The sequence below is a fragment of the Myxococcus qinghaiensis genome (genome assembly GCF_024198215.1).
Taxonomy (GTDB): Bacteria; Myxococcota; Myxococcia; order Myxococcales; family Myxococcaceae; genus Myxococcus; species Myxococcus qinghaiensis.
Map to the genome: position 1 here is coordinate 1 of NZ_JAKCFA010000019.1, position 12,870 is coordinate 12,870.

The 12,870-nt window shown below is 60.3% G+C and carries 7 protein-coding genes; 5 read left to right on the plus strand and 2 right to left on the minus strand.

The window, feature by feature from the left end:
• The first annotated feature begins 431 nt into the window (after positions 1-431).
• Entirely contained in the window at positions 432-3,044 is a 2,613-nt protein-coding gene (locus LZ199_RS30760; protein ID WP_256569555.1) for a DEAD/DEAH box helicase, read from the plus strand.
• Positions 3,045-3,472: 428 nt separating this feature from the next.
• On the opposite strand, the gene LZ199_RS30765 is transcribed toward LZ199_RS30760, so the two are convergent.
• Positions 3,473-4,261 carry a hypothetical protein gene (locus LZ199_RS30765; RefSeq protein WP_253997333.1) on the minus strand — a complete coding sequence of 263 codons (789 nt, stop codon included), beginning with the start codon at positions 4,259-4,261 and terminating at the stop codon, positions 3,473-3,475.
• A gap of 1,172 nt (positions 4,262-5,433) precedes the next feature.
• Between LZ199_RS30765 and LZ199_RS30770 the strand changes: the two genes are divergently transcribed.
• The 3 genes from LZ199_RS30770 to LZ199_RS30780 all read left to right on the plus strand — a co-directional run bounded on the left by LZ199_RS30770 (position 5,434) and on the right by LZ199_RS30780 (position 9,944).
• On the plus strand, positions 5,434-5,550 hold the full coding sequence (locus LZ199_RS30770) for a DMP19 family protein (protein ID WP_253997334.1): 117 nt from the start codon (positions 5,434-5,436) through the stop codon (positions 5,548-5,550).
• A 544-nt stretch (positions 5,551-6,094) separates the two neighbouring features.
• On the plus strand, positions 6,095-7,477 hold the full coding sequence (locus tag LZ199_RS30775; RefSeq protein WP_253997335.1) for a hypothetical protein: 1,383 nt from the start codon (positions 6,095-6,097) through the stop codon (positions 7,475-7,477).
• Positions 7,478-7,538: 61 nt separating this feature from the next.
• Positions 7,539-9,944: a LysM peptidoglycan-binding domain-containing protein gene (locus LZ199_RS30780; RefSeq protein ID WP_253997336.1), complete on the plus strand. Its 2,406-nt coding sequence runs from the start codon at positions 7,539-7,541 to the stop codon at positions 9,942-9,944.
• A gap of 1,016 nt (positions 9,945-10,960) precedes the next feature.
• On the opposite strand, the gene LZ199_RS30785 is transcribed toward LZ199_RS30780, so the two are convergent.
• Positions 10,961-11,956 (minus strand): hypothetical protein, encoded by a 996-nt coding sequence (locus LZ199_RS30785; RefSeq protein ID WP_253997337.1) that lies wholly within the window; start codon positions 11,954-11,956, stop codon positions 10,961-10,963.
• Positions 11,957-12,677: 721 nt separating this feature from the next.
• On the opposite strand from LZ199_RS30785, the gene LZ199_RS30790 reads away from it, so the two are divergent.
• Positions 12,678-12,869 carry a hypothetical protein gene (locus tag LZ199_RS30790; protein ID WP_253997338.1) on the plus strand — a complete coding sequence of 64 codons (192 nt, stop codon included), beginning with the start codon at positions 12,678-12,680 and terminating at the stop codon, positions 12,867-12,869.
• Position 12,870 lies beyond the last annotated feature (1 nt).

Consider the following 12,870-nt stretch of genomic DNA (forward strand, 5'->3'; position numbering starts at 1 on the left):
TTCCTCCTGAGCGCCATCGCTCGGCTCCCTCTCCTCAACCCACTCACGTCCAGGCTCGCGACCACCGCCGAGCACAACTCCCGTCCGCCCTCAACCAGTCCGGCACGGCGTTCACCGGACGGATACGGACCAAGAGGCGGGGCTCTGCCTTCGAACGCGTCGCACTCCACCCGACTTGGCGCCAACATGGGGGCATGTTGCTGCGGCGGGGGCGGGGCTTAGCGCTGGCGGCAGGAGTCAGGCACCAATGTCGTCGCACGCAGGTGCTGAGGGCAGATGGCTGCTCAATTCGCTATTGGTCTGTTCTCTGCGGGCGTGAGAAATACTGCCGCGCGACTATACCACGGGAGGGGTCAGGTCGCACCCAGCGTGACGCCACTTGCGAACAGTAGATATGTTCCTGGTATTTCACTTTTCCATTGGGGGAACCTTTGGTCGATTTTACAAAGTACACGGATGAGGAGAGTTCGCTTGATGTCTCAGACCCACTGGCACTCTTTGCCTCCCTTGATAGAAAAACCTCGCACGTCGGACTAAGAGAGCCTCAAAAAGAAGCTTTGATCGCTCTCGCCGAACGGAGAGGAGCCCGCGATGTTGTTCTAAAGATGAGCACCGGCTTTGGTAAGACGACCGTTGCGCTCGTGCATCTCTTTTCTTACATGGAGGAGACGCGTCGCCCGGTGGTGTATCTTTGCCCGACCACGCAACTTGTCGATCAAGTGATTCAGGAGGCGGAGAATCTCGGGATCAATGCCGTTGCTTATCGTGCGCGCGAAAAACATCCCGCGACTGCTGCAATTGCGGGAAAGGCGATTATTGTATGTACTTACGATAAGCTTTTCAATGCTCGCTCCACTTTTGGGCGCGATGACGTCGACCTGGTTCCGCATGCGCTTGTTCTTGATGATGCTCATTCTGGAATCCAAGAGGTGAGAGATAGTTTTACGATCCGCATTGAGCGGCTTGAAGAGGAGTCGCTGTTTGATGATGTGCTGGGGGTTTTGCTCGCGCCGTGTAAGGACTATGCTCCAGGTGTGTGGCTGGGGATTGAGCGTGGGGACAGTGAGGCAGTGTCTGAGGTCCCTTTCTGGATATGGGCGCAATTGGTGACGCAGTTGCGCGATACGTTGGAAAGTCATGCTGGTGATGATGAGCTTAGGTTTGTTTGGGGGTATCTGAGAAATAATCTCAGGTGGTGTCGATGTGTTGTGTCGGGTACGGCCATTGAAATCTTCCCGGACATTCCCGCCGTGCACCTAGTCCGCCAATTCGCTGAGGCCAAGCACAGGCTGTTCATGTCGGCCACGCTATCTGATGACTCTGCTCTTGTTAGAGAGCTTGGCTGCGACCCTGACGCGGCGCTGGATCCAATTGCTCCCCCGTCAGACGGTGGCGTTGGGGAGCGCATGGTTCTTGCGCCATCGCTCGTTGACCCAAGCTTGGATCGTGAATGGGTGATGAAGTGGTGTCGAAAGATGGCCAAGCGCTATCGGGTGGTCGTGCTTACTCCGAGCGAGAAGGCGGCAAGAGAGTGGGAAGAAGTTGGGGCTACCGTTGAGATGGGGGAAGAAGTAAAGGCCACTGTCGAGGCGCTCAAGAAAGGAACTCTGTCGTTCGTTGCTTTTGCCCAAAGATACGATGGAGTGGATCTTCCGGATGATGCCTGCCGGGTTCTTGTCCTTGATGGAATGCCGGTTGGCCAAGGTCTCGGTGATGACTACGACAGGAAGGTTCCTGGCCGTCCGGGAGGAGCCTATCGGCGATGGATCTATCGCGTTGAACAGGGTATGGGGCGGGCTGTTCGGTCTCAGGCAGATTATGCTGTGGTGGTTCTTACTGGCCCTGATTTAGTGAACTTCCTTGCTAAGCGCGATGTAGTTGAGTTGATGGGCGCTACGACGCGGGCGCAACTGCAACTTTCGGAGCGGCTTACGAAGATTGCATTGGATCAAGGGGGGACGCTGACTGCTGCTGTTGAAAACATGGCGAGTCAGTGCCTCACGCGCGACGCGGGCTGGAAGTCATTTTATGATAGTGGAGTTAGAAGGAAGCTTAAGAGCCTGGCGGGCCAACCAGAGGATCTCCAGATTCGCTTGGCCGAAGCTGAGCACCAAGCCCAGTATGCCGCGCTTACGCAGGACTCCGAGCGCTCTGCCGAGATCATTCAAGAGGTAATTCACCGGACACAACAAGGCAAGGCGCCAGCACTTAAGGCCAAGAAGGAAAAGCCGACCAAATCGAGACAAGCCCATGATCAGGACGGTGTGAGGTCTTCTATGGGTAGTGCTCCAGCTGAAGAGCAGGTCGGCTGGCTTCTGCAGAGAAAGGCAAATTATACGTACGAGTTTAATCAGGCAGAAGCCCTTCAGATCCAAAAGACTGCGCGCGATAAAAACAGTTACATGTATGCGCCGCCGAACGCTGTTGTTATCCGCCGCACGAAGCCCACGTCTGCCTCAGCCTCTGTGGTGCTTAGGTGGTATGCTGGTTTCTCCAATCCGAATGGAGCGCTGGCTGAGTTGATGGCGCTAAAGACGAAGTTGTCGTTTGATGCAAAGCCGGAGATTTTTGAGCAGGGACTGCTGGACTTGGCTGTGTTCTTCGGTGCTGCAGGGGAACGTCCAGAAAAGCTGTATCTGCGTGGTCCCGATAATCTCTGGGAGTGGCCGGAGTTCTCCTGGGTCATTGAGGCCAAGAACGAACGCATGAAGGACCTGCCCAAGAGTGATGGGGAGCAGCTCTTGGCCGCGATGGAGTGGTTCAAGCACAGGGACCCGGAGCGCGCCGGGATTCCTGTTGTTGCTGCACGCTCAACCTCACCGAGACATGATGCTTTCTTCCCTGAGGGTACGAGAGTGTTGACTCCTGAAGGGCTTGGAAAGCTCCTCAAAAGCATTGAACAATTTCTAGGGGCTCTCGTGAAACAGCCCCCGCTCTTCTGGAAGGTCGAAGATGTCAACAAGATGCTTGAGGGAAGTAGGTTGACAGCAAATCATTTTGAGAAGACGTATACTGTTCCGCTGACGAAGTCCAAGGGAGGGTAGTAGGGATGGATAGCGGTGCGTGTTGGCAAGCGCGTCTGGCTGCCCTTCCTCCGGGCCCGCCGGTACATGCAGTCCCGCCAGTCGCTGCTGGACTACTCGCTCACGCAGTTCTTCCATGAGGTGGAGCGGTACGTACAGGCCCTGATGGCGGCTGCTGGGGGCTCTGGGGCGCGAGGCAGAAGCAGGAGGATCGAGGGCGCGTCGGCAGGCGCGCCTGTCGGCTCCTTCCTGCCGCACTCGCAGGTGTATGCAGTCCCGCCAGGAGCTGTTTGGACTACTTACTCGCTCACCCAATTCTTCCATGCGGTGGAGCGGTACCGGGGTTGAGTTCCGCTGAGTTGACTCGGTACCATTGGGTCACTCATTGGGGACTCGCGTTCGGTGAAGTATGTATTGAAGCTGCCGCTTCACGCTCAGTTGCTGGTGCATTAGCGTCGGCCTTGCGCGATTCGTTTCTCCAGGATACGTAAGAGTTGTTCTGCGCAGGCTTTCGCCCCTGAGGGAGTTGAGCAATCGGTGGCTGGTATGCGTTCGATCTTGGCACCCTCGTGGTCAAGTGGCGAGAGGCGCCGATATGCATCGGTAACGCTTTCGCGGTGGTAGGTGTCTCCATCGACTTCGACAACCATGAGGACACCATCTTTGAGCAGTACAAAGTCAGGTTCGAGGCGAACATAATCTCTGCCGCCTCGAAGGAAGACAGGTAGCGGCGCAAACGTGACGCCGAGGGATTTTAGGGCGCCGTATAGGTGGATTTCGGGCTCGGACCGGAAGAGCAGTCCATCGCATTGGCGCGAAGCGATATTGTCGCTACGAACCCGCCCTTGGTTACTGATTCCAGCGCCAGCTAGGTATGCGGATGCGTCCGTTCTCCATTCAGGATTCGTGACTGATTTTGGTGTAATGAGAACTAGGCTTAGGTTGTGGTTGTCGAACTCTCGGAAGAACTGGCGCCCTAGCTCAACAATGATCTCTTCAGCGCGGTGTCGCTCGGGTTCGGAAAGTCGACTGAAGAGGCCGAGGTCAAGGCCGAGCCGAAGCCCCCACCCATACGTTCCTCCGTTCCAGTTGTCGTAGGACTCGCGGTAGGCATGCGCGTTGGCGTTCACGAGGATGGCAATCTCGCGCGCTGCTCCTTGCTCCTTGAGCATCTCGAAGATGGACGCGAGCAGATGTTCTATTTGAACGGGAAAATCCTCGTCAGCTGATGACGTCACGTGCCCTCCTAAAATCGGTATCCTGGCAGTCTGGCGCTAAGGGCAGCTTCCTTCAATATTTCCGAGTAGTTCGATGTGTGCAAGTTTAGTCCTACAGTCGCAGGCACTGTAGGGCCCCTCGTGCTCGGCAGTGGCATGGACTGGTCCCCGTTGTTCAGTTCGGGTGAAGATTGAGCGAGCCCTTGCGGCTTGGCGTTGGGTTGGTTGTGAGGAGGCGCGAGCAGGTGGTCCGCCCTCTCGGGATCTCCTGGCGCTAGCGTCGTCGGGATGTTCGGAAGGACGGCACCACAGAGGAGACGCCCTACCACTGGCGACAAAAACTCGGTGGGACGTGGGGGCTGCGCGAGAAGATGGAGGAGTTACAGGTGCGAGCGGGCAAGCGCGTCTGGCTACCCTTCCTGCGCGCCCGTCGGTACATGCATTCCCGCCAGTCGCTGCTGGACTACTCGCTCACCTAGTACTTCAAGGAGATCGAGCGGTACCGGCTATGAGTCAGCTCAAGGCGTTTGAGCAGTAGTGGACGGTTCTAGGTTCTGTTGCTGATGTCGGGACGCTATCTGCGGCTTCGCAGTCGGTAGGTTTCATCCCGACGCATCCAGTGGTTTGAAGACGCCATGCCCGGGGTAGAACCGAACGAAGAAGCTGTGAAGTTGATTGCCGCCCGGTTGATGCGCATTCCGGACGTCCTCCCTCCAGAGGGTTGTGCGTACCACATCATCGAGGCACAGACTGCTGCCGGGGAGAGCGCTGGTGGGTTGTGGATGCCTGGGACCGAGGGTGGCATCCCAGTCTTCGAGAGTCGAGAGTTGGCGACTGAAGCACTTCAGTTCATTCCCCCGCCGCAGGTGCTTGGGTACTCCGAGGACGCAGTGGGTTGGGCGGTGCATGCTCTGTCTGCCGATGAGTTTCGCACCTTGTTCATCAATCCAAGCCTGACGCTCTATGTTGTCCTCAGGGTGAGCGACTCGGGCATCGAGGCCCAGCCGCTAACAGATCCGCGAAGTGCGACGTCTCTTGCTGCACCCACTGGCGCGGGCGGCCCTCACGCGACGCGGTCCGGTTCGGAGTCAGCTCCGGCGCAGGTGACTGGAGGGGGCGCGCGGAATGCTGAGACGCGCCTTACCCGAGCAAGCGTCGAGGGGCTTCCTCTTGGCGAACGTCTTTGGCGGCTCATGGAGCCCGCCTCGGGCTATGACACGAAGGCGGGGACTCATGGCCAACAGGTGCTGGCCCTCACGACGTTCTTCATCCGAGACGTGGATAACGGAGGGCTGGACCAGGCGCTGTAGAACTCCGCCCCGGCCGAGGTGGACTTCGTGCTGCCTGGGCGTTCGGCCTCGGCTCCGCCCCCGCTTGAGGGCGCCCGTTGGAGAGCCTGAGCCAGGAGTGCGGAGAGCGGCCCCCTAAAGCGTGCGTGCCGGGTTGACTCAGGGCAGGTCCAGGAACGAGTTGTCGTTCCTGCTGAACGAAAGGCTTCAGGGACTGTCACGAACAGACCCGTCAATCAGCGAATGAGCGAAGCATAGATTTGAACAACAACTCAGTCGGTCGCAGCGTCGTCAGCAGGTGCAACTATGGCCGGGCGTCCGATGAGTGTGCGGCACGTGCTCAAAGCAACAGGCTCACGACCATCAGTTGAGCCAACCCCGATATTGCCGCTCTTGTCCAGAAGAGGGCCGAGCCCACCGCCGCCAGGGCAGTTCTCAGCACCTCCTTTCCATTCTTATACTCCGCGCTTCATTCCTTGCTGGTGTGCAATGGCTGGCGTCACAGGACCTCCTGCACGTTGATGAGGCAATCCGTGCTGAGCACGTCGTTGACGAGGGCCAAGCGATGATCATGCCCCCGGCTGTCCCTCAGATCGCTTCGCCCACGGCCCCGGCCGCCCCGGCTCTCTTCACCGCGGCCACAGGCGCGCGCGACAGCTTGAACGACGCGTTCTACGCCGACGAGCGCAACACTACGCAGCCAAAGGAAAACCACCCGGTGAAGTCGTTCTACAACGTCTTCACTGGGTTCATGGCCTCCCCGCCCAGCTACGCCAACGCGGTCCCCGACACATTCAGCATGAACCTTCCCAACCCGCTGAACTCCGACCCGGAAGCTGCACTCATCGCTGCCGCCACCGTCCTGCCCCAGAAGTACGAGAAGCTCCGCATCAAGACCCCCAGCGCCCGTATGCATTTCAGCGAAAAGAGGACCTACTTCGTCTTCGTGCCGAAGAAGCTCAAGGACGCCTTCGACGCGCAGCCCACGGGAAGCAAGCCGAAAGCGCGGGTCAGCCTGTTCTTCGGCGTCGGGCCGGAACTCAACCTGTTCGGCCTGCGCCGGTTCTTCGCCGAGTCGGACGACGGCGTCCTCATCACCATCCCCGGTGTCGAGTCCGCCTGGGAGGGATACGGGCAGGCCTGGGGCATCGGCATCACCCAGGCCATCATCAAGGACTTGCTGAACGGCGCGGCCTTACCCGGTATCGACTTCACCATCGAGGTGATGGCGGGCTACAGCACCGGCTACCGAGGCGTCAACCTGACCCTCATCAACAAGCTCGTCCCCCTTGGGAATCTCAAGCGGGTGATCTACTACGACGCCTTTTATAATCATGACGACTATCCTCTTCCTGCTGGCCCCCATCCGTTTCAAAACAAGCTCACGCGCTGGGCGGTGAAGGAGGCGCTCACCGCCAGCGGCGCGGAAATCCACATCTACGCCTACACCCACTCTATTGACGCCTCCGGCAAACACGGAGGCGGCGTGCCGCGCGTGAAAGGCGGCTCCGTTCCGGTGGGGCCTCTCGATTCGCTGCTTCAGGCGCACGGCGCGAAGATTCGCTTCTTCGATTTCGAATTCAAACACCAGGGCAAGCCGCTCATTGCCGACTCCCTGGAGAAGATCTGCCTCGCGCGGCTGATTCAAGGCGCCATCGACGACTATGTGCAGGAAAGCGCCATCGGGGCGGATATCCTGGCGCTCATCCGGCTCTTGCCAGAGCGTGGCAGCTTCGGCATCAGCGGGCGTACAGGGTTTACTGATCTCTACGCCTGGGTCAAGGACGCGCCGCAGTCAAACGCTCTCCTGGGCTTTCCCATCACGCGTGCGATCGGCCTCATCACCAAGCACATCCTCTTGAGCCCCGGTTGGACGGCCGCCGACCACTACGAGTTCCGCCATCGCACCTTCGTGCAGGAAATCGGCAAGGAAGGCCTGCTGCCCTAGCGATTATTGGAAAGGTAACCCCTCAATGTCCAGGACATATATCGTCGCTCCAGGCGACACCTTGCGGTCGATCGCGGCACGGTTCTACGGCGATGCGAGCCGCTCTCCGCTGATTGCCGAGGCAAATCAGTTGTCGAGCCCGGAGCAGCTCGACGTCGGAACCGAGTTGACGATTCCTGATGTTGACTTGACGCCCTTGCCGGTATTCAAAGGCAGACCCGCGACTGAGTTCAAAGGGGCGCTCCCGTACGCAACCGAGGTCTTCGGCGTGTATCAGCCGATGGCCGGCTGGTTCGGCCGGCGCCCCACACTTCGTCTCGTCTCGGGAGTCATTCCGCCCAATCAACAGGATGTGTTCAGCGGGCGCTCCGCCCGGCAGCTGGCCGACCCCTTCTACCGGAGGTTGGTCGAGCAGTTCGGGTCAAGGGCGCAAGCAATGCTGTCGCCAGTCGGCCTGGTCACGCTGTTCCGCCAATATTTCTTCGAATTTGACACGTTCCTTGGTGTGCCAACCGGTCACCTCTGGATCAGCCCGGGCGGAACGGTGGAGGTCGTCGAGAGCAGCACGCGACGCACGCTGGTGGAGAGGACGGCTGAACAGTCGGAGGAGGCCACCCGCAAGTCCGAGGAGTCCCTTACTTCGCAAGAAGACGTCGCCGACGCCATCAAGGAAGACAACGCCAACGACACCACCCTCGGCGCCAGTGCCAGCGCGGGAGCGAAGTTCGCTGGCATATACCATGCGGACGCTAGCGCCAGCCTCAGCGTCAAGAATACAATCAAGAAGAGTTCCGAACTCACTCACAAGCACGCTCGCACTCAAAGCGCGAAGGTGAGCAGCGAGATCCACAGGAACTTCAAGACCACCTTCAAGGTCGTTACAGAGACCACCGACACGAGCAGCCGCCGCTACGTCGTCCAAAACACTACCGCCGAACTGGTCAACTATGAACTGCGCCGCAAGATGCGAAAGGTCGGCGTCCAGGTTCAGCACATCGGCACGAGACTCAGCTGGCAGGTCTTCCTGGACGTGCCTGGAAAAGACTTGGGACTGGGAGAGCTTGTCCATGTGGTACCCGCGCCAGACTTGTCCTCCATCAAGAAACCCGAGGTGCTTCCACGACTGGAGCACAAGTTCGTCCCGTTCGCGGGCACATTCCCGATAACCAAGGTTCGGGGCACCGCCGTACCTCCCAACATCAATATGGATTTCATAGACCACGCTCCCAACTCGACGACAATACTCGATGCCGCCAGAGAGATGCATATCGTTGCCAACATCATCTTCAACTCACCACCGCCGGCGCCTGGCTACACGCTTGCCTCGGTAGGCCTCGTGTCGGCCAAGTCCCAGGGGAGTGACATCACCTTCGTGCCACAACAGCCTATCGAGATCATGGACCGGGACACAGGCGTCTTCCAGGTCTTCGCCGACAGGCTCAACACCGGAAACCTCTCCCCCCTCCAATTGGCGTTCAGCCTGACCTGGGACCCGCCGGCCGTCGATCCGGCGAAGGCTCAGTACGATGCGGACATGTCGGACTACAACGCGAAGGTGGCTGAGGTCTTGCGTGCCGCCTATGCGGGCGCGGTGCGCGATCGCCTGAAGTGGGTGAGCGGGGTGCGTCTGCGCCCCTCCGAGGACTTGCGCAGCGAGGAGCGTCAATCCGTCTTCGGCAACTTGATACGCAGGCTTCGGCTGTTCGAGGACCCCCACATCGACTCGGAGCTGATCCGCCAGATTTTCGACGTGGACGAGATGCTCTACTTCGTGGCGCCCGAGTACTGGCGTCCAAGCGCCTCTGACCTGCCGATGACAACCCAGGCGACGCAAGGCAAATACCCGGTCCCGAGGCCGCCATCCGGCGGCGAGATCGCCGCCGACCACCTCGCGGGCGACACCGTCGTAAGCTGGTACTCCCACACCGCCAAGAACAACGCGCTTGACCAGCGAAGGGTGGCGAGCGACGAGTGGCGCGTCAACTACCTGATCACCGAAGACACCCACCCCGCGCCCAAGGGCAGCTCCTTGGGTTGGCTCATCCAGATCGATGGCGACGAGCGCCGCAACGAATTCCTCAATGCGGCCTGGGTGAAGGCAGTCCTGCCCATCCGACCCGGGCATGAGCTCGAAGCACTCGGCTGGCTAGCCCAGGCCAATGTGGAAGGCGAGGCAGGCCTTGATCAGCCCTACCTGATGCAGCCGGGCGACCCGGATATCTACCAGGGAAAGACACTCGGCCAAGTGCTCACACTCGTGGCGACGGAGCTGCAAGCCTCCAACACCGACATGAGCAATACGCTTGCCACGGAAGAGGTGTTTGAGCGCGGCTTCGACCCCCTGGAAGGTGGATTCCGGCCCGCCGAACCCTACGAGGTTTTCGACCAGTGGCTGGAGGTCCTACCCACGGACCAGGTCGTCGCTGTCGCGGTCAAGTACGATCCCAAGACGGGCAAGCAGCTCTGATGGATGGTGATGCCGGGGGCACGGCAACCGAGACCTCGTGCCGGTGGGAATGCCGCTTCGCTCGCGAGGCGGAGCTGCTCTTCGCGCATCCACCACCCCGGCATCCCCATGCCTGGGCTCGATGCTCTTGCGCTCCCCATCGAGCAGCAGGCCCGCCACATAGGCCTCCATGGCACGCCTGCGCTCCAGCCGCCCCATTCCCGCCACCATCTCCTCATGAAAGCCGCAAAGCATGTGAGGGGCGAAACCGGAGAGCGGAGAGAGTCGCCCTCCTGGAAACTCTAGAGCGGAGAAATAGGGACTCTCGGAGAGTGGTGTTAACCGCTGTCCCAATGGTTAACAGCACCTGTTAACCGCTCTCGGTTGCTCTCTCCCCAGATTGGACGAAAGAGAGCTCCAGAAAGCCCAATCTGCGGCCGAAGGGATAGGCAATCGCGTTCTGAGTCGCAGAGCGTCGAGCGTGTTCTCTGAATCGTCGCAGGGTGAAAACCCTTGTAGTTCAGGGGCTTAAGCACGAGTGTCTAGCGCAATCCATCGCGCGACTCGTGTTAACCGAAAAGGCCCTGCCAGTTTGCTAGGCCTTTCAATCAGCTCCCCGAACGAAGCCCTGCGCGAACTTGTTCTCGGCCTTCTCTCCAGAGACTGCGACGAAAAACACGAGAAAAATCCTGGGGTTAGGCGAATTCGGGAAAATTCGGGGGCCGATTGAGTCTCCGCAAACTTCGGTGCGGCTACCCCCGACTATCGCGAATTGGGGATGGCGTCCAGAATCCTCTGGGTGCGATGATGTGGGATGTTGGAGCCGCATGGGGCTGGAGGCCCTGGGTTTGTGTCCACCCCTTTCTCTTCTGACGGCTACCTCTGGGGGGATTGCCCCGCCCGTGCCCGACGCGTACTGCGCGCACGGGGGAGCCCCCGTGCGGATGTGGCTGACGCAGTGACCGGATTTGGGTGGGCACACGAGGTCGAGGGGACTGCCGCCAGTCGTTCGCCCCGACGGCAGTTGCCCGAGGACCTCAGGGCTTCAAGCTCCGGACCCGCTTGGAGACCTGCTTCGCCTTCCGGGTGATTTCGCGCCGGTACCGCTCGCACTCCCTGTTCGACATGCCGAGGTGACGTGCCGCCTCCGCATAGCTGCCGCCCTGCAGGTGCTTCTCCCAGAGTGAATACGCCTGGGGCGTGAGCTTCTTCTTCAGAGCTGCACGCACGTGCTCGAGCTGTTCGTTTCGCGCGATGTCGTGGTCTGTACGATGCCCCGTGATGTTGCTCCGCAGGAGTTCGCCCGATGCCTCCTCTTTGATGTCGCTCGGCTGGAGTGCGTCCGGTGCCTCCTCGTTTTCCTGGTTCGACGCGCCCGCCTCACGCGGAATGACCTGGGCCGTCATTTCGAGGCTGCGACGCCGCGGCGGACGCATTCCGTATTCGTGCGAGCTGGGGTCCTCAGTCGGGTGATTCCTTGCCCGCCGGACGAAGTTGCGGAGCTTCTCGGCCGGGTTCCGCTCGGCTTGCCATGGCTTCTCCACGAGGGCAGTACCGAGGCGGAAGCTATCTCCCTGCCGGAGCTTCAAGGAAAGCGCACTTCGGGCGAGCACCTCGACGGCGCCGTAGTGATTCTCCTCGTGCATGCCCCTGAGGGCGAGATGGCACCCGTAGTGGACGCCCTGGTGCTTGAGGTAGTCTTGAACGGACTCTCCGTGGGCATCAGCGTTCATCTTCACTTGCACAAGCCAGCGCGCCGTCGGGCTATCGGCGAACTCGGTGATGGCCGCATGGACGCCGAACAGGAAGTTGCCGAGCTTCGTCCCGAAGGCCTTGACGTCCGGCGGAATGATGTTGGTAGACGATGGGGGAGGGCTGTCCACCTGCTGGCCCGCCTCCACAAGCCGACGGGTGTAGACCTCGTTGGCTACTGCGGCTGTCGCGTTCACCAACTGCGCAACGCCCTGCAGGAACCCCGCGAAGACTTCGAGCGGATGCGGGGCAGCGGGGGAAGGACTCGTAGACTCACTCATTTGACGTCTCCAAAGGTGGGTGAATGAGGGCGTACGACAGTCCAAGCTCTGCCCTCATTCTCCATCGGCACGACCCGAGTCGGCTGGGACAGGTTTTTTCACCACTGCCTGCCGTACCGCTCCGCCACCCTTACGCTCCGCATTTAGGGTGTGGCGGCTTCTGCTAAGGAGTAGGTGTCGGGGCGCTCTATGAGGGTCCCTTCGTTCTTGCTGCAAGCATCCATCGCTGGCCTCGATATTCTGCTGAACGTGGAGCTAATGCGCCACTCGTGACGCCGCGACCGAGTTCTGGGTAGGTGGAGAGCAAGGCACTGCGGAGGCCGCCAGCTTCGACCTCCTGGCGCCCGGTCACTGTGCGAGCGTCCACTGCACATGTCGGCGGGGCACCTACCGCAGCATGGCATGGGCCTTCCGTGGCTTCGCGATGTAGGTGGCATCGGTGTCCGCGTCCGAAGCTTCGGCGGTCGGTGTCGAGCCGGCCGCGCTTCGTTGCCGCTGCCCCAACTCGGCGACTGCATGTTGGGTGGCCCGGCCCTCTCTGCTGGGCAAGGAGGGCTTTTCGTCGGGCGCCACGTACTTCGAAAAAGTCCCCTGGGAGACACTGCTCCCGAGGGGCTCCTGGACGGACGCGCGTAGCCGAGCCCAGCCAGGAGGCTACCCGTTATGCTGAGCGTTCAGAGCCATCCTGGCTCGAAGAGAGGGGTTCGTAATGTTGACAGCGATGAACGTCACGCTCGAAGGCAAGGAGTACTCGCTCTTCGTGGACGGGATGAGAGTGCCGAGCAATCTCGACAAGCTGGCCGTCACGATGCCAGACGGTCGTGAATTGGTGGTCAAGGTTGAGAGTGCATGGGCCGGCAGCGCTGAAGCCCAGCCTCCCAAGGGCGCCCTCCGCGCTCGCTTCGTGAAGTGAG

What these genes read in the sequence shown, in the direction of transcription:
- LZ199_RS30790 (WP_253997338.1), top strand. Translation starts at nt 12,678, where the DNA reads ATGAACGTCACGCTCGAAGGCAAGGAGTACTCGCTCTTCGTGGACGGG.
- LZ199_RS30770 (WP_253997334.1), top strand. Translation starts at nt 5,434, where the DNA reads ATGGAGCCCGCCTCGGGCTATGACACGAAGGCGGGGACTCATGGCCAA.
- LZ199_RS30775 (WP_253997335.1), top strand. Translation starts at nt 6,095, where the DNA reads ATGATCATGCCCCCGGCTGTCCCTCAGATCGCTTCGCCCACGGCCCCG.
- LZ199_RS30785 (WP_253997337.1), bottom strand. Translation starts at nt 11,956, where the DNA reads ATGAGTGAGTCTACGAGTCCTTCCCCCGCTGCCCCGCATCCGCTCGAA.